Annotated in this window: 20 protein-coding genes; 4 read left to right on the forward strand and 16 right to left on the reverse strand. The window is 71.3% G+C overall.

Features of this window, described 5'->3' with window-relative positions; all coding sequences use genetic code 11:
• Positions 1-4: 4 nt before the first annotated feature.
• The 7 genes from ACLIVD_RS18155 to ACLIVD_RS18185 all read right to left on the reverse strand — a co-directional run bounded on the left by ACLIVD_RS18155 (position 5) and on the right by ACLIVD_RS18185 (position 9,255).
• Positions 5-4,309, reverse strand: coding sequence for a type I polyketide synthase (locus ACLIVD_RS18155; RefSeq protein WP_491932825.1), 4,305 nt, complete (start codon positions 4,307-4,309; stop codon positions 5-7).
• On the reverse strand, positions 4,306-4,593 hold the full coding sequence (locus ACLIVD_RS18160) for an acyl carrier protein (protein WP_283353651.1): 288 nt from the start codon (positions 4,591-4,593) through the stop codon (positions 4,306-4,308). Before ACLIVD_RS18160 ends, ACLIVD_RS18155 begins: the two co-directional genes overlap by 4 nt.
• Positions 4,594-4,623: 30 nt before the next feature.
• Complete coding sequence (locus ACLIVD_RS18165; RefSeq protein ID WP_283353650.1) at positions 4,624-6,375, reverse strand: fatty acyl-AMP ligase; 1,752 nt, start codon at positions 6,373-6,375, stop codon at positions 4,624-4,626.
• Positions 6,376-6,507: 132 nt separating this feature from the next.
• Positions 6,508-7,035, reverse strand: a complete 528-nt coding sequence (locus tag ACLIVD_RS18170; RefSeq protein ID WP_280784540.1) for a hypothetical protein — start codon at positions 7,033-7,035, stop codon at positions 6,508-6,510.
• Positions 7,032-7,613 (reverse strand): hypothetical protein, encoded by a 582-nt coding sequence (locus tag ACLIVD_RS18175; RefSeq protein ID WP_009480494.1) that lies wholly within the window; start codon positions 7,611-7,613, stop codon positions 7,032-7,034. The genes ACLIVD_RS18170 and ACLIVD_RS18175 overlap by 4 nt, the downstream gene beginning before the upstream one ends.
• 59 nt (positions 7,614-7,672) lie before the next feature.
• Positions 7,673-8,383 carry a TVP38/TMEM64 family protein gene (locus ACLIVD_RS18180; RefSeq protein WP_491932826.1) on the reverse strand — a complete coding sequence of 237 codons (711 nt, stop codon included), beginning with the start codon at positions 8,381-8,383 and terminating at the stop codon, positions 7,673-7,675.
• Between the two features lie 50 nt (positions 8,384-8,433).
• Positions 8,434-9,255, reverse strand: coding sequence for a PaaI family thioesterase (locus tag ACLIVD_RS18185; RefSeq protein ID WP_283353648.1), 822 nt, complete (start codon positions 9,253-9,255; stop codon positions 8,434-8,436).
• Between the two features lie 117 nt (positions 9,256-9,372).
• Here ACLIVD_RS18185 and mutA point away from each other — a divergent pair, with 117 nt between their 5' ends.
• The 3 genes from mutA to meaB are packed head-to-tail and all read left to right on the forward strand — an operon-like array spanning position 9,373 to position 14,583.
• Positions 9,373-11,289 carry a methylmalonyl-CoA mutase small subunit gene (mutA, locus tag ACLIVD_RS18190; RefSeq protein WP_317567303.1) on the forward strand — a complete coding sequence of 639 codons (1,917 nt, stop codon included), beginning with the start codon at positions 9,373-9,375 and terminating at the stop codon, positions 11,287-11,289.
• Positions 11,286-13,577, forward strand: coding sequence for a methylmalonyl-CoA mutase (gene scpA, locus ACLIVD_RS18195; RefSeq protein WP_105418581.1), 2,292 nt, complete (start codon positions 11,286-11,288; stop codon positions 13,575-13,577). Before mutA ends, scpA begins: the two co-directional genes overlap by 4 nt.
• Position 13,578: 1 nt before the next feature.
• Complete coding sequence (gene meaB / locus ACLIVD_RS18200) at positions 13,579-14,583, forward strand: methylmalonyl Co-A mutase-associated GTPase MeaB (protein ID WP_280784534.1); 1,005 nt, start codon at positions 13,579-13,581, stop codon at positions 14,581-14,583.
• Here meaB and ACLIVD_RS18205 read toward each other — a convergent pair.
• Positions 14,572-15,609: a nucleoside hydrolase gene (locus tag ACLIVD_RS18205; protein ID WP_283353646.1), complete on the reverse strand. Its 1,038-nt coding sequence runs from the start codon at positions 15,607-15,609 to the stop codon at positions 14,572-14,574. The two genes, meaB and ACLIVD_RS18205, sit on opposite strands and share 12 nt — an antisense overlap.
• On the reverse strand, positions 15,606-16,073 hold the full coding sequence (locus tag ACLIVD_RS18210) for an OsmC family protein (RefSeq protein ID WP_283353645.1): 468 nt from the start codon (positions 16,071-16,073) through the stop codon (positions 15,606-15,608). Before ACLIVD_RS18210 ends, ACLIVD_RS18205 begins: the two co-directional genes overlap by 4 nt.
• Positions 16,074-16,163: 90 nt before the next feature.
• Here ACLIVD_RS18210 and ACLIVD_RS18215 point away from each other — a divergent pair, with 90 nt between their 5' ends.
• Positions 16,164-16,793 carry a maleylpyruvate isomerase family mycothiol-dependent enzyme gene (locus ACLIVD_RS18215; protein ID WP_283353644.1) on the forward strand — a complete coding sequence of 210 codons (630 nt, stop codon included), beginning with the start codon at positions 16,164-16,166 and terminating at the stop codon, positions 16,791-16,793.
• Here ACLIVD_RS18215 and ACLIVD_RS18220 read toward each other — a convergent pair.
• The 7 genes from ACLIVD_RS18220 to ACLIVD_RS18250 all read right to left on the reverse strand — a co-directional run bounded on the left by ACLIVD_RS18220 (position 16,777) and on the right by ACLIVD_RS18250 (position 25,532).
• Positions 16,777-18,087, reverse strand: a complete 1,311-nt coding sequence (locus tag ACLIVD_RS18220; RefSeq protein ID WP_283353643.1) for a CoA transferase — start codon at positions 18,085-18,087, stop codon at positions 16,777-16,779. The genes ACLIVD_RS18215 and ACLIVD_RS18220 overlap by 17 nt on opposite strands.
• A 100-nt stretch (positions 18,088-18,187) precedes the next feature.
• Positions 18,188-19,048 carry a 3-methyladenine DNA glycosylase gene (locus tag ACLIVD_RS18225; protein WP_283353642.1) on the reverse strand — a complete coding sequence of 287 codons (861 nt, stop codon included), beginning with the start codon at positions 19,046-19,048 and terminating at the stop codon, positions 18,188-18,190.
• Positions 19,049-19,052: 4 nt separating this feature from the next.
• The gene (locus ACLIVD_RS18230; protein ID WP_283353641.1) at positions 19,053-20,141 is read right to left on the reverse strand and encodes a hemolysin family protein; all 1,089 of its coding nucleotides are present in this window, start codon (positions 20,139-20,141) and stop codon (positions 19,053-19,055) included.
• Entirely contained in the window at positions 20,134-21,504 is a 1,371-nt protein-coding gene (locus tag ACLIVD_RS18235) for a hemolysin family protein (RefSeq protein ID WP_005566225.1), read from the reverse strand. Before ACLIVD_RS18235 ends, ACLIVD_RS18230 begins: the two co-directional genes overlap by 8 nt.
• A gap of 306 nt (positions 21,505-21,810) precedes the next feature.
• The gene (locus ACLIVD_RS18240) at positions 21,811-23,247 is read right to left on the reverse strand and encodes a GuaB1 family IMP dehydrogenase-related protein (protein WP_009480507.1); all 1,437 of its coding nucleotides are present in this window, start codon (positions 23,245-23,247) and stop codon (positions 21,811-21,813) included.
• A gap of 3 nt (positions 23,248-23,250) precedes the next feature.
• Complete coding sequence (locus ACLIVD_RS18245) at positions 23,251-24,129, reverse strand: DMT family transporter (protein ID WP_283332382.1); 879 nt, start codon at positions 24,127-24,129, stop codon at positions 23,251-23,253.
• Positions 24,130-24,134: 5 nt separating this feature from the next.
• Positions 24,135-25,532 (reverse strand): DEAD/DEAH box helicase, encoded by a 1,398-nt coding sequence (locus ACLIVD_RS18250; RefSeq protein ID WP_491932827.1) that lies wholly within the window; start codon positions 25,530-25,532, stop codon positions 24,135-24,137.
• Between the last annotated feature and the right edge of the window lie 72 nt (positions 25,533-25,604).

The raw sequence follows: 25,604 nt of genomic DNA on the forward strand, positions 1-25,604 counted from the left end.
GGCGCTACGCGGCCGCGACGAGCGTGGCGAGTTCGTCGGCGAGAGCTGCCACCGTGGACCGGATCTGGTCCTCGGTGTGGCACGAGGTGACGAAGAAGCGCAGCCGCGCGAGGTCTTCCGGCACGGCCGGGTAGAGGATGGGGTTCACGTTGATGCCGCGCCGGAGCAGTGCGTTGGACAGCGCGAGGGTGCGGAGTGAATCCCCGACGATGCACGGGATGACCGGGGTGTCCTTCGAGTCCCCGGTGTCGATTCCGGCGTCCGTGGCGAGCTGCAGGAAGAGCCGGGAGTTGCGCCGCAACCGGTCCAGTGCCTCGGGTTCGGCGCGCATCTGCCGGATCGCGGCCAGGGACGCCGCGGCATTCATCGGCGTGATCCCGACGCTGTAGACGAAGCCGGGCGTCGTGTACTTCAGGAAGCGGATGAGCTCGGCGCTGCCCGCGACGTAGCCGCCGCAACCGGCCAGGGCCTTCGACATCGTGCCGGACCACAGCTCCACGTCGTCGCGGTCGACGTCGAAGTGCTCGCCGATGCCCCCGCCGGTGGCGCCGAGCACCCCGATGCTGTGCGCCTCGTCGATCATCATCAGCGCCCGATGCTTCTTCTTCACCGCGATCATCGCGGGCAGGTCGGGGATGTCGCCGTCCTGGCTGTAGACGCCCTCGATGACGATGAGGACCCGCCGGTACTGCGATCGGATCGCGGTGAGGAGGGCGTCCAGCGCGGCGTGGTCGTTGTGCGGGAAGGGACGCCGGGTGGCGCCGGACAGGGCGCAGCCCTGCAGGATGCTGTCGTGCGCGAGGCTGTCGTGGATGACCAGGTCGCCCTCCCCGAGGAGATGACCGATGACCGTGACGTTGGTGGCGTGTCCGCTGACGAGGGCGATCGCGTCCTCGGTGCCGAGCAGGCCGGCCAGTTCGGCCTCGAGTTCCTGGTGTACCGGTTTCTCCCCGGACAGCAGCCGACTGGCCGAGCAGGAACTGCCGTAGCGGGCGACCGCGTCCTGCACGGCCGAGACGACGGCGGGGTGCCCGGACATGCCGAGGTAGTTGTAGCTGGAGAAGTTGACGACCTCCGCGCCCCCGATCGTCGACGTGTCCCGGGTGACGCCGTCGTTGACGAGGAAGTACGGGTTGGTGACCCCGAGCCCCTCGGCGGAGGTCAGCCGTGCGGCGAGCGCCTGAACCTCCGGGAACTCCGCGATGCGGAACTCGGGTGCCACCGTCCGTTCCGGTTCCGGGACAGCCGTCACCGTGCGACGCGACCCGGGTGCGTGGTGCGCGGTCACGTGCTCGATCACATCGCCGAGAGTGCGGCTCGGTGAGAACCAGTGCGGTTCGACGACGAGACCGGGGAATGCGCGGCTCACCCCGCCGAACAGGTCGGTGATCATGATCGAGTCGAATCCGAGGTCGCCGACGATCGTCTGCGTCGTCTTCAGTGCGGCCGCGGGGAATCCGCTGACCCGGGCGACTTCCGTGCGCACCCTGGTCGCGACGTCGCCGACCGCTGTCGCGGGACCCGGCCCGGCGTCCGGCGTCGCCGCCGGCGCGGGCGCGGGGAGGGCAACCGTGGGAGCGCCGTTGGCGGCAGCGGCGAGAACGGCGGCCTGTTCCCGGAAGAGCGCGATCAGCTGGTCCATGGTGGTGTCCTCGGGTTCTCGTGTGACGGTGGGCGATGCGGTGACGGTGGCCTGGACCGCGGCGGCGGGTGCGTCCCCGGGTGTCCAGAAGCGGGCGGTGGTGGCGAACTGGTATCCGCTGAGCCGCCGCCGGACCCGTGAGTCCGGTTCGTACAGCGCATCCCACACGGGGTTCAGTCCGTCCCGGTACAGGGCGGCGACGGTGTCGGGGAGTTCGGCTCCGGTCGCGGCGGGACCGGGGCACGGTGCCAGGTGCCGCGCGGGCGAATCGTGATGGGCGCGAGCGACGAGCGGCAACAGGATTCGTGCGGGGCCCACCTCGATCAGGTGGGTCGGATCGCAGGTCAGGGCGGCCGCGGTGGCGTCCGCGAACCGCACGGTCGCCGTGATGTGGTCGGTCCAGTAGGCCGCGTCCATCGGCTCGTCGACGTCGAGCAACCGGCCGCGTGTGGTGGAGAAGATCGGGATCTCGGGCTGTCGGTACGTGCAGCCGGCGGCGACCTCCGCGAACGCGTCCTGTATCGGCGCCATGGCGGGGGAGTGGAAGGCATGCGACACGGTGAGCCGGCGGACGCGGAGTCCGGCCGCGGTCAGTGCGGCGCCGAGGCGTTCGAGTGCGTCGGCCGCCCCCGACAGCACCACGTCCCGCGGCCCGTTCACCGCTGCCAGCGCGGCCGCGGGTTCGCCGGCGAGCAGGTCGGCGACCTCGTCCGGGGTGGCCCGGACCGCGAGCATCGTCCCGCCGGCGGGCAGTTGCTGCATGAGCCGTCCCCGCGCGACGATCAGCCGGCACGCGTCGTCCAGGTCGAACACGCCGGCGTGCGCCGCGGCGGCGTACTCGCCGACGCTGTGACCGACCAGCCACGCCGGTTCGACACCCAGCTCGCCGAGCGTCCGGGCGAGCGCGTATTCGACCGCGAACAGGGCGGGCTGCGCGAACTCGGTCCGGTGGATGTCGTCACCGGCATCGAACAGCATCTCCCGCACCGAGCGGCCCAGATGCGGTGTCATCCGCTCGTCCACGTCGGACAGTGCACGCCGGTAGCCGCCGTGGTGCTCGTGCAGCGCGCGGGACATTCCCGGGTGCTGCGCGCCCTGACCGGTGAAGAACCAGCCGATGCTGACGGGGCGGGCCGCGCCGGACAGCGACGCGCGCAGGTCGTCGTCGGCCGCGACCGCGCGCAGCGCCGCGACGGCCTCGTCCCGGTGGTGTGCGGTGAGCGCGAGGCGGTGGCGCCCGGATGCCTTGACCGTGTTGGTGGTCCAGCACACCCGGCCCAGATCCGCGCCGGGTCGTGCGAGATCGTCGGCCAGGACGGCGGCGGTGCGGGCGAGGCCGTCCGGGTTGTTCGACGACAGGGTGAGCACGCCGCCGCCGGTGCTCGGCGCGGCCGGGGTGGTGGCGGGCGCGGAGGCCAGCAGCATGTGGGCGTTGGTGCCGCCGAGGCCGAAACTGCTGACGGCGCCGTGCGCGTCGTCGTCGGGCAGCGTCATCGGCTCGGACAGGAGTCGGAGGCCGTTGTCCGCCAGGCGGAGTCGCGGGTTCGCGTCCTCCGCGTAGCGGCTGGGGGGTACCACGCGGTGGTGCAGGGACAGGGCCACCTTGATCAGGCCGGCCACGCCGGCCGCCCCCTCCGTGTGGCCGAGATTGCCTTTGATCGATCCGATCGCGCACGGCTGCGGCCGGGTCACCCCGTGGACGTGGCCGAGGGCCTTGACCTCGATCATGTCGCCGAGCACCGTCCCGGTGCCGTGGGCCTCGACGAACGCGACCTGGGCGGGCGTGACACCGGCACGCCGGTAGGCCGTCTCGACGACCTGCTGCTGGGCCCAGCGGTTGGGTGCGGTGATCCCGTTGCTGCGGCCGTCGTTGTTGACGGCGCTGCCCTTGATCACCGCGTAGATCGGCAGGCCCTCGGCCTGCGCGTCCTCGAGCCGGCGCAGCACGAGCACCGCGACACCCTCGGCGCGACCGATGCCGTCCGCCGTCCCGCTGAACGGTTTGCACCGGCCGTCCGGTGCGGACAGCCCGGCCTGGGTGTAGAAGACGTTCACCGTGGGGGTCAGGGTGAGGTTGACGCCCCCGGCGAGGGCCTGATCGCATTCCCCGGACCGCAGCGCCGCGCAGGCGAGATGGACGGCGACGAGGGACGACGAGCAGGCCGTGTCGATCGCCATGCTCGGGCCCTGCAGGTTCAGGTGATAGGACACCCGGTTGGCGGTCATGAAATAGCCGTTGCCGCTGCCGAGTTGGGGGGTGATACGCGAGATGTCACGCATCTGGAGATTCCACTCGTTGGCCATGACGCCCACGTACACGCCGGTGTTCGACCCGGCCTGCGCCCGCGGGTCCAGGGCGGCGTCCTCGAGCGCACGCCACGCCGCCTGCAGCAGCAGCCGCTGTTGTGGGTCCATCGCCGCGGCCTCGCGGGGCGCGATGCCGAAGAATTCGTGGTCGAACGCGTCGGCGTCGGTGAGGAATCCGCCGTTGCGGTTGTTGACCGCGCCGGGACCACCGGCGGCGTCGAAGACGTCGTCCGCGTTCCATCTCGAGGCGGGGACATCGGTGATTCCGTCGCCGCCGCCCATCAGCAGCGCCCACAGCGCGTCGGCGTCGGGTGCCTGCGGGAAGCGGCAGTCGAGGCCGACGACGGCGACGTCGGTCATGAGGCCGTCCGGTACCGGGCTGCGGCCTCGCCGACGACGAAGACGGCCATTTCGGCGATGGTCGGATACTCGAACACCACGGTGGGATCGAGTTCGAGGTCCCAGCGGTCCTCGATCTCGCCGCACAGGCTCACCGCGGACACCGATTCGATTCCCAGTTCGGCGAGGGGCAGGTGGGGGTCGACCTCGCGCACCGGTTGTTCGGTGTGGAAGGCCACCCTGCCGGCGAGCCAGTCGATGACGGGTGCGTGGTCGCGCGGGGTGCTCTGTTCGGGGATACGCATGGGTGTTCTCTCCTGGTCGGTGATCGGGGGTCAGGCGGGTGCTGCGACGGCGGTGGTCCGGAGGCGTTGCACCGCCGGGTCGATCTCCTCGTGCAGCACCGCGTCGACGCGGGACTGCAGGAACGACGCGCGCATCGATCTGCGCTGGACCTTCCCGCTCGTGGTGCGGTGCACCCCGTGCCGGTCGACGAGCACCACACTCGGGGCGTGGACGTCGAAGTCGCGGGAGACGGCGAGCCGGATCCGGCGTGCGAGGCCGGGCAGCGTCAGGTCGTCGATCAGCGCGGTCTTGACCTCGTGGATCACCAGCAGCCGCTCGTGCTGCCCGGTATCCATCGACAGCACCACCCCGGTGGCACCGGTGAGCGCCGGGTGCAGGTCCCGGACGGCCTCCTCGATGTCCTGCGGGTACAGGTTGCGGCCGTTGACGATCAGCAGGTCCTTCAGGCGGCCGGTGACGTAGAGGTGACCGTCGTCGTCGGTCACCCCGAGGTCACCGGTGCGCAGGTACGGTCCGTCGCCGGCGAGGGTGGCGCGGAACTTCTGCTCGGTCTCGTCCGGCCGGTTCCAGTAACCGGCGGCGACGCTGCCACCGGAGATCCAGATCTCCCCGACCCGGCCGTGCGGCAGCTCCCGGCCGGTGTGCGGGTCGACGATGCGGATGTCGCACCCGAACGGCCGGCCGCTGCCGACCAGCCGGACACCGCCGACCCGCGGGGTGAGCTCGTGGCGCTCCAGCGCGGCGGCGTCGACGTCGAGATACCTTGGGGCGCAGCCCACCTCGCTCGCGGTGGCGAGCAGGGTCACCTCGGCCATCCCGTACGCGGTCAGGAACGCGCCCGCCGGGAAGCCGAAGGGTGCGAGCCGGTCGGTGACGGCGTCGAGGGTGCGTGGCCGGATGGGTTCGGCCCCGTTCAGCGCGACCCGCACCGAGGAGAGATCCAGCCCGGCCAGTTGGTCGTCGGAGATCCGGCGGGCGACGAGGTCGTACGCGAAGTTCGGGCCGAGGGTCATGTCGGCGCGGTACCGGTCGATCAGCTGCAGCCATCGCACCGGGCGCTTGAGGAAGGCCATCGGCGACATGAACACGAGATTGCCGCCGACGTAGAGCGGCAGCAGCAGCATCCCGATCAGCCCCATGTCGTGGAAGTGCGGGAGCCAGCCGGCGCCGGTCAAAGTGTCGTCCGCACCGTTGGCGAGGGTCATGGCCGCGGCGTTGTGCAGCAGGTTCCCGTGGGTCACCATCACGCCCTTCGGCTCACTGGTGGAACCGGAGGTGTACTGGAGGAACGCCAGGGTGTCGCCGTGCAGGTCCGGGAGCCGCCAGTCGTCGGGATCACCCGGTTCGGTGGTGTCGGTGGCGGCGACGGAGACCGTGGCGGCGAGCCCGGAGTCGCGGATCCAGGTGTCGAGCGGCTCGGCGACCGCGGCGGTGGTGAGGACGAGGCGCACGTCGGCGTCATCGAACATCGTGGCGACGCGCTGCATGCTGCGCGCGTCGTGCGGGACGGGCGCGGGGACGGCGACCACCCCGGCGTAGAGGCACCCGAGAAACGCGCGGAGGAAGTCGATTCCGTCGACGTACAGCAGCATCACCGGATGTTCGGCCTCGGGCCGGGTCGACAGCCACACCGCCAGTGCGCGGGCGTCGCGATCCAGGTCGCGGTAGGTCACTTCCTCGGCGACGAGTTCCCGGCCGACCTCACGGTGGTAGGTGTAAGACCGGTCGTCGCCGTAGACGGCGACCTGGGCGCGGACGTGGGACACGAAATCGGTAGGCACGAAACTTTTCTCCCTCGATGCGGACGAGTACGACTCTCGTCCGCGTCGAGGAGGGATCCCACCACCCCGAGGGCTGGTTCTGCGCACCCCTGGGGTGACGGTCCTGCACCGGTGGATGCCGCCGGGAACGGCTTACGTGATGAGGGCGCGTCCCGTCCCGCACACCGCGATCGCCCAGAGCACGCTGGTGAACGTGCCGATGATGAATTGTTCCGACGCGTGCGGTTCGCGCAGTTCGGGGTAGCGGGCCAGTCCCTTGACCGCCAGGACGACGGCGATGCCCTCCGGCCAGGCCGCGAGGATCGCCACCGCGACGGCGGCACGCTCGAGGAGTCCGATGATCCGTCCTCCGCGCAGCGGCCCGGCGTCCGGCCGCGGGTCGGAACCGGCGTCGGGCTGGCGGCGCGCGATCCGGAACGCGGCGAGCACGAGGGGCGCCCCGCCGGTGGCGGCGGCCGCGACGCACAGGACGAGGGTCGCGGCGAGCGCGAAGCCCGTGACCGGGGTGGTGGCGGAGGCGGCGAGCGCGGCGACGGCCAGGGCGAGCGCGACCACGATCGGTGCCGCCCACTGCGACATCCAGCGGGGGCTGCGGGGCGCCGCGAGGGCAAGCGGTGCGACGGCGGCGACGCCGAGGGCGATGAGTGCGAGGGTCGTCACGTGTCCGCCTTGCGTAGGAGTCGTTCGGCCAGTCGTCGTCCGGCGGTCTCGACGTGCCAGCCGGCGGTGGAGAGTCGTTGGGAGACCGCCTGCTTGCTGATGCCCAGCGCGCGGGCCGCCTCGGTCTGGGTGGAGCCGTGCCGCATCTGTTCGACGGCCTCGCGGCCCTCCTCGGTGCGGCGCGCGACGAGGATCGCGACGAGGGTGAGGGCGGTGTCGGCGTCGGCGGCGCCGTCGGGGTCGGAGCCTTCGACGGCCACCCGGCCGGGGGCGTTCTTGGCGCGGTCGACGGCGACCCGTGCGGATTCGAACGCGGGGCCGCGCCCGGCCCGGGTCTCGGCGGGGAGGGGTTCTTCGACGGGGCCGGCGCCGATGCCGATGCTCCAGTGTTCGCGTCCGACGAGGTCGAGTGCGAGGTCGACGACGGTGGCCGGGTCCGCGACCACGGCCTGGACCTCGTCGCCGGCGGTCCGCTGGAACGGGCGGACGAGGTCGCGGTGCGCGAATTCGGTGAGGAGTTGCGCGACGCGGTCGACGTCGCGGCGGCTTCCGCGCTGGTCGACCGTCAACACGAACATGGGTCAAGGTTAGAAACTGGATACCACGATGTCAAGACTCAAAGCTTGACTTTCCTGGTTCAAGGCTGCGCGATTGACTCGTCCTCGGCGGGGCGGTCCACGGCCCCGTCCGGCATCGCGTCGCCTGAACCGTCCAGCGGCCGCCGGGAATCGACCACCAGCCCGGCGATTCCGACGACGATGCACACCGCGGACAGCATGAGAAGGCCCGGCTTCGTCTCCCCGGTGAGGGCGTCGCCGAGAACGACGATGCCGACGGTCCCCGGCAGCACACCGACCACGGTGGCCAGCACGTACGGGACCAACCGGATCGAGGACACCCCGGCGCAGTAGTTCACCACCGAGAACGGGACGAACGCGATCAGGCGCAGCGACCCGACGGCGAGCCAACCGCGCCGGGCGATCCGCTCGTCCACCCGGCGGATCGTCGGATTGGAGATCCGCTGCCACACCACGTCCCGGCCGACGGCGCGCACCAGGTAGAGGGCGAGTACGGCACTGACCGTCGACGCCAGCATCGCGATCGCGATGCCCAGCCACGCACCGAACAGCAGGCCGGCACTCAGCGTGAACACCGTGCGGGGGAACGGGAACACCGTCACCACCGCGTGCACGGCGAAGAAGACGAGCGGAAAAGCCGGCCCGACGGATCGCGCCCATTCCCGCACCTGCAGCACGGACGGGTGCGGGGCCAGCAGCGCCACGACGACCAGCGCGACTGCCAGTACTGCGACGCCGATCACCCTGCGGTCCCCGAGGCGTCTCTTCACAGGGCACCAGGCTACCCGGGTGACCGGTGCGGGGCGCCGCGAGCGGCGGGTCAGGACGGGCGGCGGCGACCCGTCACGGTCGCCTCGACGCAGATCCGCCCGCCCGACGTCCCGGCCACCCGGGCCACCGCCACCGAGCGGCCCGCCCTGACCACGTCCGCGGTGAACGTCGTGTCGCGGTCGAGAGGAATCGGGCGGAAGTAGTTGATCCGCGCGGACGCCGTGTCCGTGTCCGCGCCGGCCCGGCTCAGGGCCGCGTTCGCCGCGAGGTCCATCGCGCATGCCTGGACGCCGCCGTGCATGAACCCGAGTTTGTTCGCGATCAGCGGGTTGGCCGGCACCACGACCCGCACGTCGGGTCCGTCCTCGATCCGCCCGCCGATCCAGTCGAGCGGCGCGACCCCCGGTTCCGGGAAGTCGGGCAGGGCCGACCCGGCCGCCGCCGGTGCCGGCAGGTCCACGAAGTTGCCCCACAGGGTGCCGGTGGCGATGAGGGTGCCCGCCGAGTCGTGGACGCGGGCGGTCGAGGTGCCGCCGTCGGCGGTGAGCGCGAGGAGCCGGCTCTCCGCCCGCAGCGTCGGCCCCTGCCACCGCCGGGGTGTGAGGACGTCCACCGACAATTCGGCCGTGACCAGGCCGTCGCGTGCTCCGCGCCGGTCCCACACGGTGAATCCGAGGAGATCGTCGAGCAGCACGGCGAGGACGCCGCCGTAGGGGGTGCGGGCGGTGTTCGAGGCGAGCGCACCGATGTCCATGCTCATACGATTGAGTGGTTCGCCGCGGTCGTCGACGTCCCGGGTCGGCGCGCCGAGACCGAACAACCGCTGCGTGGCGGTGCGATCGGTGACCACCGGTTCCTGCGCAATGCTCATGACCTGAGGTTATGCATCGTGTGGTGATCCTCACGATAGGGGTCGCCGAACTGCGGCTAGCATCACAGTCACACAATGTATTGATCGATCGCTCATCAGGGAGAGGAAGCCGACACCGTGTCATTAGCTTCAGAAGCCGAGGAAGCTGCGCGGGCGTACGCCGACTGGCAGCACTCCGTGGCCGGAGTCCTCGCGAAGTCGCGTCGGATCGACGCCGCGGAACTCGGTCCGGAACCCCAGAAGCTCCTCGAGACCGTCACCTACGACGGTGTCACCGTCGCGCCGCTGTACAGCCCGCGCGACGAGCGTCCGGAGCAGCCCCTGCCCGGCACCTTCCCCTACGTGCGCGGCGCGGACGCCACCCGGGACGTGAACGCGGGCTGGCTGGTCAGCGCCCGCTTCGGCGAGGGCGCGGACGCGTCGGACGTCAACCGCGCCGTCCTCGACTCCCTGGAGAACGGTGTCAGCGCGCTGTGGCTCGCCGTCGGCGGCGCCGACCTTCCGGTCCGGTCGCTGGAGACGGCGCTCGACGGGGTGCTCCTCGACCTGGCACCGCTCACCCTCGACGCCGGAACGGACGCACCGCTCGCGGCGCAGGCACTGTTCGCGCTGCTCGACGCGCGTGCCGCCGCTGGGGACGGGGTCACCGACCGCACCGCGGTCCGCGTCGACCTCGGGACCGCCCCGCTCACGAGCGCGTTCTCCGGTGCCGCCGACGTGGCACTCGGCGACGCGGTGGCCCTCGCGGCCGAGGCCGCGGCGCGCTCGGAGAGTGTGCGGGCAATCGCCGTGGACGGCACCGCATTTCACAACGCCGGCGCGTCCGACGCCGAGGAACTCGGCGCGGCGATCGCGGCGGGCCTCGAATACCTGCGGGCGCTCACCGAGAGCGGCCTGACCATCGGGCAGGCGCTCGGGCAGCTCGGCTTCCGGTTCTCGGCCACCGACGACCAGTTCCAGACCATCGCCAAGTTCCGGGCGGCGCGGCTGGTGTGGGCGCGGATCGCCCAGGTCTGCGGCGCGTCCGACTTCGGCGGCGCCCCCCAGCACGCGGTCACCTCGGCCGCGATGATGGCGCAACGCGATCCGTGGGTGAACATGCTCCGCACGACGCTCGCCGCGTTCGGTGCCGGCGTCGGCGGCGCGGACGCCGTCACGGTGCTGCCGTTCGACGCCGCACTGCCCGCCGGGGCGCTGGGTGTGTCGAAGACCTTCGCCGCCCGCATCGCCCGCAACACCCAACTGCTGCTGCTCGAGGAATCGCACCTCGGCCGGGTGCTCGACCCGGCGTCCGGGTCGTGGTACGTCGAGGACCTCACCCAGCAGGTGGCGGCCAAGGCGTGGGAGTTCTTCCAGCAGATCGAGGCGGCAGGTGGCTACCTCGCCGCGCTCGACGCCGGCCTGATCTCCGAACGCATCGCGGCCACCCGCGCCCAGCGTGAGTCGGACATCGCGCACCGCAAGACCACCGTCACCGGGGTCAACGAGTTCCCGAACCTCGCGGAAGCACCGCTGCCCGCGGGCGCCGCCGAGACCGGCAGCGTCGCCCGGTACGCCGCCGCGTTCGAGGCGTTACGGGACCGCTCCGACGCCTACCTGGCGGCGCACGGTGCGCGACCCGCCGTGTTCCTGGCCCCGCTCGGCCCCGTCGCCGAGCACAACGTGCGGACCACGTTCGCCGCGAACCTGCTGGCGTCGGGCGGCATCGAGGCCCGCAACCCCGGTCCGCTCGCGGTCGGTGACGGCAGCATCGCCGCCGCCGCGAAGGACTCCGGCGCCGGTATCGCGGTGATCTGCGGTACCGATAAGCGGTACGCCGCCGAAGCCACCGCCGCGGTGGAGGAACTGCGCGCGGCCGGTGTCGGCACCGTGCTGCTCGCCGGCCCGGAGAAGGTCGTCGCCGACGCGGACAGCTCCGCCCGGCCCGACGGATTCGTCACCGCCCGTATCGACGCAGTCTCGGTCCTGTCCGGCCTGCTCGACACCATCGAGAGCTCGAGCGACTCCTCGGGCGACACAGGGAGCAAGAAGTGACTACTCGCGAGGTCAAGCACGCGATCGGCAGCTTCGCCGAAGTGCCACTGGAAGATCCGCAGTTTCCGCAGCCGTCCGCCCCCACGCCGGAGCAGACGGAGGAGCTGATCGCGGCCGCCGCGGCCGCGAACCACTACAGCCCGGAACAGGTGGTGTGGTCCACCCCCGAGGGCATCGACGTCAAACCGGTGTTCACCAAGGCCGACCGCGACGCCGCCGAGGCCGAGGGCTACCCGGTGGGCAGTTTCCCGGGCGCCGCACCGTTCCTGCGCGGCCCGTACCCCACCATGTACGTGAACCAGCCGTGGACGATCCGGCAGTACGCGGGCTTCTCCACCGCCGCCGAATCCAACGCCTTCTACCGCCGCAACCTCGCGGCCGGGCAGAAGGGTCTGTCGGTGGCGTTCGACCTGGCGACGCACCGCGGCTACGACTCCGACCATCCGCGGGTGCAGGGTGACGTGGGCATGGCCGGGGTGGCGATCGACTCGATCCTGGACATGCGTCAGCTGTTCGACCACATCCCGCTCGACAGCGTCAGCGTGTCGATGACCATGAACGGTGCGGTGCTGCCGATCCTGGCGCTGTACGTTGTGGCCGCCGAGGAGCAGGGTGTCGCCCCGGAGCAGCTGGCCGGAACCATTCAGAACGACATTCTGAAGGAGTTCATGGTCCGCAACACCTACATCTATCCGCCGAAGCCGTCGATGCGGATCATCTCCGACATCTTCGCGTATACCAGCGCGAAGATGCCGAAGTTCAACTCGATCTCCATCTCCGGGTACCACATCCAGGAGGCCGGGGCCACCGCCGACCTGGAGCTGGCGTACACCCTCGCGGACGGTGTGGAGTACATCCGCGCCGGCCTCGACGCCGGCATGGAGATCGACAAGTTCGCGCCCCGGTTGTCGTTCTTCTGGGCGATCGGCATGAACTTCTTCATGGAGGTCGCGAAGCTGCGGGCGGGTCGCCTGCTGTGGAGTGAACTGGTCGCGAAGTTCGAGCCGAAGTCCGCGAAATCGTTGTCGCTGCGCACCCACTCGCAGACGTCGGGCTGGTCGCTGACCGCGCAGGACGTCTACAACAACGTGGCCCGCACGTGCGTCGAGGCGATGGCGGCGACGCAGGGGCACACCCAGTCGCTGCACACCAACGCGCTCGACGAGGCCCTCGCCCTGCCGACGGACTTCTCCGCCCGCATCGCCCGCAACACCCAGCTGCTGCTGCAGCAGGAGTCGGGGACCGTCCGTCCCATCGACCCCTGGGGCGGATCGCACTACGTCGAGTGGCTCACCCACCAGCTGGCCAACCGGGCCCGCGCGCACATCGCCGAGGTCGAAGAGGCCGGCGGCATGGCGCAGGCGATCAGCGAGGGCATCCCGAAGCTGCGCATCGAGGAGGCCGCGGCCCGCACGCAGGCCCGCATCGACTCCGGCAGGCAGCCGCTGGTCGGCGTCAACAAGTACGTGCCGGACGAGGCCGACGAGATCGAGGTCCTCAAGGTCGAGAACTCGCGGGTCCGCAAGGAGCAGCTCGAGAAGCTGGACCGGCTGCGCGCCGACCGCGACTCGGACGCCGTCGAGGCGGCGCTCGCCGAGTTGAGCCGCGCCGCGGCCACCACCGAGGCCGGGGCGAGCGAAGCGACAGGTCATGTCTCGATGGAGAACAACCTGCTGGCCCTGGCGATCGACGCGGCCCGCGCGAAGGCGACGGTCGGGGAGATCTCCGAGGCGCTCGAGAAGGTGTACGGGCGTCACCAGGCCGAGATCCGGACCATCAGCGGGGTGTACCGGGACGAGGCCGGAAAGGTCGACAACATCAGCAAGGCAACGGAACTCGTCGAGAAGTTCGCGGAGGAGGAGGGTCGGCGTCCCCGTGTCCTCATCGCCAAGATGGGGCAGGACGGCCACGACCGCGGGCAGAAGGTGATCGCCACGGCCTTCGCGGACATCGGATTCGACGTGGACGTGGGACCGCTGTTCCAGACCCCGGAAGAGGTCGCCAACCAGGCGGCCGACAACGACGTCCACGTCGTCGGTGTGTCGTCGTTGGCTGCAGGCCACCTCACGCTGGTGCCTGCGCTCCGGGAAGCCCTCGCGGCGGTGGGACGTCCCGACATCATGATCGTGGTCGGCGGCGTCATCCCGCCCGGCGACTTCGCCGAACTGTACGAGGCGGGTGCCGCCGCGATCTTCCCGCCCGGGACGGTCATCGCGGACGCAGCCAGCGGTCTGCTCGAGAAGCTGGCCGCGCAGCTCGGCCACGACCTGACGGGCACCCCGGAATAGCATGGGGCGCCCTCCAGTCGACATCGATGCCCTCGCCCAGGCCGTGCGCGCCAATCAGCGCGCCGGCCTGGCGAAGGCCATCACCCTGGTCGAGTCCACCCGGACCGATCACCGTGAGGCGGCGCAGCGGCTGCTGCTCGAGTTGCTGCCGGAGTCGGGGAAGGCACACCGGGTGGGTATCACCGGTGTGCCCGGCGTCGGGAAGTCCACGTTCATCGACGCGCTCGGGATGCACCTGATCGGCAAGGGGCACCGGGTGGCGGTCCTGGCCGTCGACCCGTCGTCGACGCGCACGGGCGGGTCGATCCTCGGTGACAAGACGCGGATGGCGCGACTGACCGTCGAGAAGGACGCCTACATCCGGCCGTCGCCGACGTCGGGCACCCTCGGCGGGGTCGCGAAGGCGACCCGCGAGACGATCGTGCTGCTCGAGGCCGCCGGATTCGACGTGATCCTCGTCGAGACGGTGGGTGTCGGGCAGTCCGAGGTGACGGTCGCGAACATGGTGGACTGCTTCTGCTTCCTCACCCTGGCCCGCACCGGCGACCAGTTGCAGGGCATCAAGAAGGGTGTCCTCGAACTCGCCGACCTCGTCGCCGTGAACAAGGCGGACGGCAAGCACGAGCGGGAGGCGAAGGGCGCCGCCCGGGAACTCGCGGGTGCGCTGCGGCTGATCTACCCGCACGACGCCGTCTGGACGCCGCCGGTGATCACGATGAGCGGCCTCGAGGGCGTCGGTCTCGAGGACTTCTGGGACACCGTCTGCCGGCATCGTGAGGTGCTGACCGCGGCCGGGCAGTTCGAGGAGAACCGGCGCCGCCAGCAGGTGGACTGGACGTGGACGATGGTCCACGATCAGCTGCTGCGACGGCTCGCGTCCAACACCCGGGTCAAGGCGATCCGCGGCGAGGTCGAACAGCGGGTGCGGGACGGTTCCCTGACGGCGGCGCTGGCCGCCGCCGAGATCCTCGACGCGTTCGACGGCCCGGACGCGTCAGCCGACTGATTTCGCGAAGCGCCCGACCCGGTCGACGAGATCGTCGAAGAACGCGGCCGGGTCGGTGCGCACCGCGATGTCGACGTTGGGTTCCCGGTTCCAGTGCCCCACCCAGTCGGCGACCGTGGTGCCCCGGGTGAGCCGGCCGTGCAGTTCGACGTCGACGGTGGCCGGACGGGTCCTTGTGATCGCCGGGTTCAACGCCACCGCCGCCGCGAACGGGTCGTGCATGTGCGCCAGGAAACCCTGGTCGTGGGTGCGGTGAAAGTCCATGTAGAAGCGGATGGCGTCGGACAGGTGCCGGATCACCGGGTTGGACGCGGTCGAGCGCACCTGCGGCCCGTCGTCGGGGGAGATGATCTCGGCGGGTGTGCTGCCCGCCGCCTCCGCCAGCCGCCGGACGTGGTCCGGTGTCATCTCGATCGTTTCGGTGACGTCCAGCCCGCACAGGATCGGGCGCCTGCCCGCCGGCAGCCCGGAGAACGCGTCGAACACCTCCTTGGCGGCCTCCGGATCCACCGACACGTTCCATTCGCTGGTGGGGGTGGTGTTGCCGGGGTGGTTGAACGCCCCGCCCATCACGACCAGGCGCCGCAGCAACCGGGGCAGCGCGGGTTCCTCGCGGATCGCGAGGGCCAGGTTCGTCAGCGGCCCCGTCACCAGCCCGGTCAGCTCGCCGGGGTGGGCGCGGACCAGGTCGACCCACAGGGCGGTGGCGTCCCGCTCCGACAGCGACCGCCCGGACGGGGGGAGGACGGCGTACCCGATGCCCTGGGGCCCGTGCGTGTCCTCGGTGGTGCGCAGCGGGCAGTCCAGCGGCACCCGGGCGCCGAGCGCCACCTCGATGTCGGGTGCGCCGCACAGGGCGAGCCAGTTCAGGTTGTTCGCCGCGACCTGCTCGACGGGCACGTTGCCGGCGGTGCTGGCGATGCCGGCGATCTCGGCCTCCGGGCTGGCCAGCAGGTACAGCAGGGCGAGGGAGTCGTCGATGCCGGTGTCGACGTCCACGATCAGCCGGTGGGCCGGGGCGCTCATGCGACGCGCACCGCGGGACGGTGCCGGACCGGGAAGTTGACCGACCGGGCGATGAAACACTTCTCGTGTGCGCGGGTGTGCAGCTGTTCGGCGCGCGCGGCCATCGACCCGTCGGCGACGGTCACGACGGGCGCCAGCACGACCTCGGTGAATTCGCCTGCACCGCCGGGGTGTTCGGACATGGTCCCGGTCGGCTCGTCGCGGTAGTCGACGACGACCACGCCGGCCGCGGCGGACAGGCCCAGATACCAGAGCATGTGGCACTGCGACAGCGACGCGACCAGCAACTCCTCGGGGTTCCACCGCGTCGGGTCGCCGAGGAACGACGGGTCGGAGCTGCCCTGCATGTCGGGTTTGCCGGGCGCCGACACCACGTGGTCCCGGTCGTAGCCGTCCGGTCGGGTGGTGCCGTCTCCGCGGTTCCCGGTCCAGGTGACCGTCAGCGTGTAGTCGTGTGTGCTCACCCGACCATTCTTCACGGCTGCGCGATGAGTTTCGCCGGCGGGCACGGTCTGCCTACGTAGGGCACGACACGGCGACCGGAGGAGACGGACATGACACGGAACACGGCACCGGACTGGGTCGCAGGGGAGCGGCGCGACCTGGCGTCGATGCTGGCGGGACTGACGCCGGAGCAATGGGACGCGCCGTCGCTGTGCACGGGGTGGCGCAGCCGGGAGGTGATCGCGCACATCACCATGCCGTACCGCCTGTCGACGCCGCGGATCCTGCTGAAGATGGTGAAGGCGCGCGGCAACTTCAACCGGATGTCGGACACGCAGGCCCGCGAGGACGCACGGACCCTGACCGCCGACGCGCTGCTGCACACGCTGGAGGAGAACGTCGCGCACCCGTGGAAGCCGCCGGGCGGCGGCTTCGAGGGGGCACTGTCCCACGACGTCATCCACGGTCTCGACGTGTCGGTGGCGCTCGGCCTGGGCAGGCGGGTCCCGGACGACCGCCTCGACCGGGTCCTCGGCGGCGTCGGCCCGAAGCACGTCAAGTACTTCGGCACCGACCTGACGGGAGTGCAGCTGACCGCGGACGATCACCCCTGGACCTTCGGTGCGGGTGCGCCGCTGCGCGGTTCCGCCCAGGACCTGCTCCTCGTGCTGTGCGGTCGCCGGTTGCCGCCGGGACATCTGAGCGGGGAACCGAGCGCACGGTTCACGGCGATGGGCTGACCCCGGACCAGGAGGGGGCGTCGCCGCCCCAGGGCCGGGCCGGGAACGGGTAGTCGTCGAATTCGGCCAGGGCGGGACGGGCGGTCACCAGGTCGCCGTGCGCGGTGAGGCACCGGGGCCCGGGCACCGCGGGCGGCAGCGGGTCCTCGGATCGGCCGTCCGCGGTCAGCAGCCACGCGCCGGTACGGGCGAGGGACACGTCGACCGAGCGGCCGCGTCCATCGACGTGCGTCGCGGCGAGGGCGTCGACGACGCCGGCGGCGAGCAGATAACCGGTGGCGTGATCGAGTGCCTGCGCGGGCAGCGCGCCCGGGGTGTTATCGCCGCCCTCGATCGTCGCGATCCCCGACGCCGCCTGGACGATGCTGTCGAAGCCGCGGCGGTCCGCCCACGGTCCGGAGCCGCCCCACGCGCACACCCGTCCCCGCACCAGATGGTCGGGGGCGTCGTCGAGCAGCCCGTCCAGCGCGCCCGGACGGTACCCGGTGACGACGACATCGGCCTCGGCGAGCAGGCTGTGCCACACAAGCTTGCCGTCCGCGGACCGCACATCGAGCAGCGCGGTCCGCTTGCCCTGCCCGGTGTCGAGGTGCTGCACGACGATCTCGGGAATCGACGGCGGATCGATCCGCAGCACGTCGGCGCCGAGCAGCGCCAGCGTGCGGGTGGCGACGGGGCCGGCGATCACCCGGGTCAGGTCGAGGACCTTCACCCCCGCCAACGGCCCCCGGTCGGGTTCCCGGTGAGAGCGGTGCTGTGTTCGCGGACGGCAGCTCTCGGCGTGCACGACGGTGGACACGAGGTCGCCGGACGCCGCGGCCGCACCCTGCGCGCTCGCCGCCCACTCCGCCGCGGTCCGCACGCGCACGGCGACGGCCTGCGCCACGGCGGCACGGTCCTCGACGTCGGCGGCGGTCAGGCGCCCGATCCGGGCGGCCACCGCGTCGCGGCCGGCGTCGTCCGAGAGGTCGAGTGCCGCCAGCAGTCTCGTGCGGTGATGCGGGTAGTTGGCGTGGGTCCGCACCCAGCCGTCCGACGCCGCAAAAAACCCCGACAGCTCCGCGAAACCGGACACCGGGGCCCCCGAGACCCGCAGCAGCCGGTCGCTCGCGAACGAGGCGGCGATCCGCTCGGGATCGAGCCGCCGCGACCGGGGGTCACGGCCGTGCGCGCTGTCGAACCGGTCGACGGCGCCGGTGAGCGCCGCCACCGAACCCGCCGCCAACGAGAGCACGGGGAGGCGGGCCGCCAGGTAGTCGCCGGGGTCGCCGTAGTCGATCACGGTGGGGATCATCCGGGCACCGGCACCGTCATGTCCGCGCCGTCGATGGTGGCGGCCGGCAGTTCGGTCTGCGTGACGATCTCGGCACAGTCGCGGTCGTAACCCGTGAGAGTCATGGGCTCACGGTAGCGAGCAACCGGTTGCACCGGTCGCGCAACGCGGCACGAAGCGGTGCGGCGCGGTCGGCCAGCGCCGACTGCTCCCGGACGTACTCGGCGCGGCCGTGCGGGGTCTCGATCGGGATCGGGGTGTACCCGTAGGCGGTGAGGTCGTACGGGCTGGCCCGCATGTCGAGTTCCCGTGCGGCGAGCGCCAGCTCGAAGCAGTCGACGGTCAGGTCCGAGTCGATCATCGGCGCCAGCTTGTAGCAGAACTTGTACAAATCCATGGACGCGTGCAGGCACCCGGGCTGTTCCCGCCCGAGCTGGTCGTCGCGGGTCAACGGCTCACTGTTCCGCGGTTCGGCGGCGGGGGTGAAGAACCGAAACGCGTCGTAATGGGTGCACCGCAGGTTCAGCGACTCCACGACGGAGTCGGTGCCGCCCGGCCCGAGCCGCAGCGGGACGCTGCCGTGCCGAACCTCGTCCGATCGGTAGACCATCGCCCACTCGTGCAGCCCGAAGCAGGCCAGGTGGGTGGGACGCCCGGCGGTCGCCTCCATCAGTCGTGCGGTGAAGGCGACCGTGTCCGAGCGGCGCTGCAGGAATTCCGGGTCGACGGTGACGCCGGCGTCGGTGCGGTGATACCCGCGGAGTTCGGCGTACTCCTGCCCGCCGGCGAGGACCGTTCCCCACCCGGGGTGCCAGCGCAGCAGCTGATTCGGCCGATAGCTGTAATAGGTGAAGAGGAAGTCGATCACCGGGTGGGTCTCGCCGCGTTCCCGGCGCTCCAGGTGCGGTCCGATCAGCGCGGACACCCTCGCCCGGTGCCGGTCGCGGCGAGGGATCCACTCCGACGCATCCAGAACGTCCATCCGATCAGCTCGTTCGCTGTCCCGGATTGACGCCGTTGACGCGGTGGGTGCCGTCGCGGACGGTGCCCACGTATTCCTCGACGAGGTCCTCGAGGGCGACGATGCCGACGATCTGCCCGGACGCGTCCGCCGCCGCCCCCAGGTGCGAGCTGGCGCGCCGCAGACTCGCCAGGGCCTCCGCGAGCGGGGTGGTCGTCGACATGCACGGCAGCGGACGGATGTCCGACCGCGGGATGACGGTGTCGGGTCCGGCCTCCTCGTCGAGGATGTCGTCGAGCACGTCCTTGAGGTGCAGGTACCCGACCAGTGAGCCGTCGTCGGCGCGCACCGGGTACCGGGAGTACCCGGTCTCGACGACGGCCTCCTCGATGGCGCCGAGCCGGGTGCCGCCGTCCGACAGCGGGATGGTCCGGGCCTCGTCGAGCGGGATCATCACCTCGCTGACCGTGCGGTCGGTGGTCTCCAGCGCCTGGGTGAGCCGACGGTGTTCTTCCGCGTCGATCAGTCCCTCGGACCGGGACTCGCCGATCATCTCGGACAGTTCCACCGCCGACACGGTGACGTCGAGTTCGTCCTTCGGCTCCACCCGCAGCAACCGCAGCGTCAGGTTGGCGCACAGGTTGTAGAAGGAGATCAGCGGGCGGGCCAGCTTGATGAACAGCAGGTGCAACGGGACCAGCAGCATGGCCGTCCGCTCCGGGCCCGCGAGCGCGATGTTCTTCGGCACCATTTCACCCAGCAGGATGTGCAGCACCACGACCAGCGCCAGCGAGATCGTGAACGCCACCGGGTGCAGCAGCCCGGCGGGCAGGCCGACCGCGTGGAGCGGGACCTCGAGGAGATGCGCGATCGCCGGTTCGGCGACCTTGCCGAGCAGGATCGAGCAGATGGTGATGCCGAGCTGCGCGGCCGCGAGCATCAGCGACAGGTTCTCGCCCGCCGTGATCACGGTGCGGGCGCGTTTCTTGCCCTGCGACTCGAGGGCCTCGAGCCGGTCGCGGCGGGCCGAGATCAGCGCGAACTCGGCGCCGACGAAGAAGGCGTTGCCTCCCAGCAGCACGAAGGTGAGCAGCACACCGAAGAGGTCACTCATCGTCGTCCTCCTCGCTGTCGGTGTCGCCGGTCTCGTCGGGCTTGGGGGTGAGCAGCACCCGGTCGATGCGCCGGCCGTCCATGTGGGTGACGGTGGCGACCCACCGGCCGCCGGGGTCGTGCGCGCCCTCGGGCAGTGGCAGTTCCACCTCGTCGCCCTCGTCGGGTATCCGCCCGAGTTCGGTGAGGACGAGTCCGCCGAGGGTTTCGTACTCACCCTCGGGTGCGGTGTAGCCGGTGGTGTCGGAGACCTCGTCCACCCGGAGGAGCCCGGAGCAGGACCAGCCGTCACCGACCCGCTGGACGTCGATCTCGGATTCGTCGTGCTCGTCGCGGACGTCGCCGACGATCTCCTCGATCAGGTCCTCCATGGTGACCATCCCGGCGGTGCCGCCGTATTCGTCGACGACGAACGCGACCTGCATGCCGTCGGACCGGATCCGCTCCATCAGGGCGTCACCGTCCAGGCTGGAGGGCACCACCGGGACCTTCTGGGCGAGCGAGTTGAGGCGGGCGGTGCGCCGACGGTGGGCGGGCACCGCGAACGCATGCTTGATGTGGACGACGCCGACGGCGTCGTCCAGGTCCCCGTCGACGACGGGGAAGCGGGAGAACCCGGTGCGGGAGGCGGTGTCGATCAGGTCGGCGACGGTGTCCGTGGTGGACAGGGTCTCGATCTTCACGCGCGGGGTCATCAGTTCCTCCGCGGTGCGTTCCCCGAACCGCAACGAGCGGTTCACCAGCAGCGCCGTGCCCTTGTCGATGGCGCCGCGCTGCGCGGACGTCCGCACGAGCGATCCGAGCTCCTGCGGGGACCGCGCCGACCGCAGTTCCTCGGCCGGTTCGATGCCGAGGCGTCGCACCAGCCAGTTCGCGGATCCGTTGAGCCCGTTGATGGCCCACTTGAAGATGAGCGAGAACGCCGCCTGCATGCCGGCCGTCGCGCGTGCCGTGGGCAGGGGGTGGGCGATGGCGAGGTTCTTCGGCACGAGCTCGCCGAACACCATCGAGAAGGAGGTCGCGAGGACGAGGGCGATCACCAACGACGTTGCCGCGGCAGCGGATTCACTGAACCCGATCGCGGACAGCACCGGGGTGATGAATCGTGCGAGGACCGGCTCGGACAGGTATCCGGTGATCAGCGTGGTGATGGTGATGCCGAGCTGCGCCCCGGACAGCTGGAAAGACAGGGTGCGGTGGGCGTGCTGCACCTGCCGGGCCCGGCGGTCACCGTCGCGGGCGTGCGAGTCGACGGTGCTGCGTTCGAGGGCGGTGAGGGAGAACTCGGCTGCCACGAACAACGCGGTACCCGCGGTCAGGGCGAGAAAGCCGAGCAGGGCGAGAATGCTGAGCGCGATGTCCATGTGTCATCGCCGCCGAGCTGAGGAACGGGGGTCGCCGGGTTTGTCACCCGGCTCGCTAGAGGAGCCCTCCGAACCGGCGGAATCGGAGTCCGATTCCACGGAGCAGGAGGCGACGGCACTCCCGGAGACGGCGGGTGGGGCGCTTGCTTCGTGTGTGGGTGCCGCGGGCACCGGAGTCCTCTCGTTCGGCCTCGACGGCCCGGACGGGTCCGGCGCCGAGAACTGGTGTGGTTGAGCGACCCATGATACCGGTGGATGTCCGGTTCCGTGGAACAGGACACCCACCGGCGCATCAGGATGCGGTCGTCACCAGCCGGCCGGCAGCGGGCGGCCCTCGGCGAACCCGGCGGCGGACTGCACACCGAGAACGGCACGCTCGTGCAGTTCGGCGAGCGTCCGCGCGCCCGCGTACGTGCAGGTGCTGCGCACACCCGAACAGATGTGGTCGATCAGGTCCTCGACGCCGGGGCGTTCCGGGTCCAGGCGCATCCGGGAACTCGAGATACCCTCCTCGAACAGGCCTTTCCTGGCCCGGTCGAACGCGGTGTCCGTGGCGGTGCGCGCCGCGACCGCACGCTTGGAGGCCATGCCGAAGCTTTCCTTGTACGCGTTGCCGGACTGGTCCACCCGCAGGTCGCCGGGGGACTCGTAGGTGCCCGCGAACCACGACCCGATCATCACGTTCGACGCGCCGGCGGCGAGGGCGAGGGCGACGTCGCGGGGGTGACGGACGCCTCCGTCGGCCCACACGTGCGCGCCCATCGCGCGGGCCTGCGTGGCGCATTCCTCGACGGCGGAGAACTGCGGCCTGCCCACCCCGGTCATCATCCGGGTGGTGCACATCGCGCCCGGTCCGACCCCGACCTTCACGATGTCGGCGCCCGCGTCGATCAGGTCCCGGGTGCCGGCGGCGGACACGACGTTGCCGGCGACCAGCGGGACACCGAGGTCGGCCTTCTTCAGTGCGCCGAGGACGTCGATCATCTTCTGCTGGTGGCCGTGCGCGGTGTCGACGACCAGCAGGTCGGCCCCCGCGTCCACGAGGGCGCGGGCCTTCGCGGCGACGTCGCCGTTGACGCCGACGGCCGCGGCGACCCGCAGCTTCCCGTTGCCGTCGACGGCGGGCTGGTAGATGCCGTCCCGGATGGCGCCGGTGCGGGTGAGGACCCCGGCGAGGGTGCCGTCGGGGTGGACGATCACGGCGAGGGAGTCGTGTTTGCCCTCGAGGAGTTCGAACACCTCCCGCGGCGACGCGGAGTCGGGGGCGGTGACGAAGTCGGTGAGCGCCACCGAGCGCAGTCGCGCGAACCGGTCGACGTCCGTGCAGGAGCCCTCGGTGACGACGCCGACGGGGCGGTCGTTCTCGACGACGACCACGGCGCCGTGCGCCCGCTTCGGCAGCAGCGCCAGGGCGTCGGAGACGGCGGCGTCGGGGCCGAGCGTGACCGGGGTGTCGGCGACCAGGTGCCTGCTCTTGACGAACGACACGGTCTCCGCGACGGCGGGTGCCGGAAGGTCCTGGGGGAGTACCACCAGACCGCCGCGGCGGGCGACCGTTTCCGCCATGCGCCGTCCCGAGACCGCCGTCATGTTGGCGACGACGATCGGAATGGTGGTGCCCGACCCGTCCGAGGTGGCCAGGTCGACGTCGAATCGCGAGGTGACCTCGGTGCGGTTCGGCACCAGGAACACGTCGTCGTACGTCAGGTCATAGGGAGGGCGATGCCCGTCGAGGAACTGCACATGTCAGGACGATACCGGGGAAGTTGCGGCGGTGTCGGATGTCCGCTGGGCCTGCGACCTGGACAGTCCGATCGTGGCCACCAGCATCACCGCGACCGCGCAGCCGACCACCACCAGTCCGGGGCCCGCCACCCGGAGCCGCTCGTCGAGGACGGTCATGCCGAGGAACACGGCGGCGAGTGGTTCGGCGATGGTCAGCGCGGGCAGCGACGCGGACAGCGGTCCCACCTGGAAGCCGCGCTGCTGCAGGTACACCCCGACCAGGCCGGCAGCGACGAGCGCCCACGCCTGCCAGCTGCTCAGCACCGCCCACAGCCCGTGGGGCACGAGTTCGACGACGTATTTGGTGAACGCGACCGCCACCCCGTACAGGATGCCGCCGGCCCCGCCGAGCAGCAGCGCCCGCCATCCGGGGTCGATCTTCGACATCCCCGCGGCGGCCGCGACCGCCACCACGGCGAGGAGGATGCCGAGCGGTACCACCCATTCGCGGAACGGGGCGTCGATGTTGCCCTCGGTGGGGTCGCCGATCACCAGGAAGACTGCGAGCGCGACGGCCAGTGCGACGGCGAGGGCCCAGGTGGTGCGGCTGAGCCGGTACCCGGAGAACTTCGCCGACAACGGCAACGCGAACAGCAGCGCCGTCACCAGCAGCGGCTGCACCACGAGCACCGATCCGAGCGCCAACGCCACCGCCTGCATCGCGTACCCGCCGCCGTCCCCGACGAAGCCGGCCCACCAGCGGGGACTGCGCAGCAGGGTGGTCATCAATGCGGCGTCCTCGGGGACCGCGGACGCCGCGCTCTGCTGGGCGACCGACGCGCACGCGAACAGCAACGCCGCGATCAGCGCGCACACGATCGACGCGAACGGCAGGGACATGCCTCTCAGTGTGCCCCGCGGTTGCGGTGTCCGTGCGGAGTTGACGCAGGTCCGGGTTTCCGGCCGCGTCGGGCACCCGCCCGTGGTGCTCCGCCGTCCCCGGGGCGGCCGCGGCGGGCCGGGCGACCCCCGGTGTCGTGCGCCTGCCTGCCCTTCTTCGGGGTGTCCTGCGCCGGTGCCCGGGTGTCGGGCGCGGGGACCGCCTTCCCGGTGGGGCGGCGGGCGCCGGTGATCTCGGCCAGCACCGTGTCGCCGGGCCGCACCCGCACGCCGTCCACCTCGATCCCGGCCTTGCGGGTCAGCTTTTCCACCTCGGCGCGCTCGTCCTCGGTGACGAGGGTGACCACCACGCCGGACTCGCCGGCGCGGGCGGTGCGGCCCGCGCGGTGCAGGTAGTCCTTGGGGTCGGCCGGGGGGTCGACGTGGACGACGAGCGAGATGTCGTCGACGTGGATGCCGCGGGCCGCCACGTCGGTGGCGACCAGGACCGGGGTGGTGCCGTCGGCGAACGATTCGAGGGTGCGGGTGCGGTTGTTCTGCGCCTTGCCGCCGTGCAGGGCGCCCGCGGAGATGCCCGCCTCGTGGAGTTGCTGCGCGAGCCGGTCCACTCCGTACTTGGTGCGCACGAACATGAGGGTCCGCCCCGCACGTGAACCGATATGTGCCACAACGGATCTCTTGTCGGCCCGGTCGACGAACAGCAGGTGGTGGCGCATGGTGCTCACCGACGCGGTGACCGGCGCCGTCGAGTGGGTGACCGGGTCCCGCAGGTACCGGCGGACGAGGGTGTCGACCTCCCCGTCGAGGGTCGCCGAGAACAGCAGCCGCTGACCATGCGCCGGGGTCTTGTCGAGGATCGTCGTGACCTGCGGCATGAACCCCAGGTCGGCCATGTGGTCGGCCTCGTCGAGCGTCAGTACGGTCACGTCGTCCAGGGACACCGACCCCTGCGCCACGTGATCGGCGAGGCGTCCCGGCGTCGCGATCAGCAGGTCGACGCCGCGCGACAGGATCTCGACCTGACGTTTGATGGGAATCCCGCCGACGACGTTCGCCACCCGCAATCCCACGGACAGGGCCGGCTCGTCCAGCGCCCGCTCGATCTGCATCGCCAGTTCACGGGTGGGCACCAGCACGATGCCGCGCGGGAAGCCCCGCCTGCTCGCGGCGCCCTTGAGTCGCACGAGCATCGGCAGTCCGAAGGCGAGGGTCTTCCCGGACCCGGTCGGCGCGCGGCCGAGTACGTCGCGGCCCGCGAGGACGTCGGGAATGGTGGCCGCCTGGATCGGGAACGGCGCCCCGATGCCGCTGCGGTCGAGGGCGTGGGTCATCACCGCGGGGAGACCGAGCGCGAGGAACGTCTCACCCACCGGTGCGGGGGAGGAGAACTCGTCGTCGGGCATATCGAGAAGGCTACCGCCTCCGAGGTGGGGCCTCCGACGCCTCGGCCGTGACGTACACGCGGTACGTCACGG

The sequence above is a fragment of the Rhodococcus sp. G6(2025) genome (assembly GCF_058628105.1).

Bases quoted from the DNA above. Each gene is read 5' to 3' on its own strand.
- ACLIVD_RS18205 (WP_283353646.1), bottom strand. From the start codon at position 15,609: ATGAGCGCCCCGGCCCACCGGCTGATCGTGGACGTCGACACCGGCATC.
- ACLIVD_RS18235 (WP_005566225.1), bottom strand. From the start codon at position 21,504: ATGGACATCGCGCTCAGCATTCTCGCCCTGCTCGGCTTTCTCGCCCTG.
- ACLIVD_RS18225 (WP_283353642.1), bottom strand. From the start codon at position 19,048: ATGGACGTTCTGGATGCGTCGGAGTGGATCCCTCGCCGCGACCGGCAC.
- ACLIVD_RS18155 (WP_491932825.1), bottom strand. From the start codon at position 4,309: ATGACCGACGTCGCCGTCGTCGGCCTCGACTGCCGCTTCCCGCAGGCA.
- meaB (WP_280784534.1), top strand. From the start codon at position 13,579: ATGGGGCGCCCTCCAGTCGACATCGATGCCCTCGCCCAGGCCGTGCGC.
- ACLIVD_RS18220 (WP_283353643.1), bottom strand. From the start codon at position 18,087: ATGATCCCCACCGTGATCGACTACGGCGACCCCGGCGACTACCTGGCG.
- ACLIVD_RS18185 (WP_283353648.1), bottom strand. From the start codon at position 9,255: ATGAGCATTGCGCAGGAACCGGTGGTCACCGATCGCACCGCCACGCAG.
- ACLIVD_RS18245 (WP_283332382.1), bottom strand. From the start codon at position 24,129: ATGTCCCTGCCGTTCGCGTCGATCGTGTGCGCGCTGATCGCGGCGTTG.
- ACLIVD_RS18175 (WP_009480494.1), bottom strand. From the start codon at position 7,613: ATGTTCGTGTTGACGGTCGACCAGCGCGGAAGCCGCCGCGACGTCGAC.
- ACLIVD_RS18160 (WP_283353651.1), bottom strand. From the start codon at position 4,593: ATGCGTATCCCCGAACAGAGCACCCCGCGCGACCACGCACCCGTCATC.
- ACLIVD_RS18250 (WP_491932827.1), bottom strand. From the start codon at position 25,532: ATGCCCGACGACGAGTTCTCCTCCCCCGCACCGGTGGGTGAGACGTTC.
- ACLIVD_RS18230 (WP_283353641.1), bottom strand. From the start codon at position 20,141: ATGAGTGACCTCTTCGGTGTGCTGCTCACCTTCGTGCTGCTGGGAGGC.
- ACLIVD_RS18215 (WP_283353644.1), top strand. From the start codon at position 16,164: ATGACACGGAACACGGCACCGGACTGGGTCGCAGGGGAGCGGCGCGAC.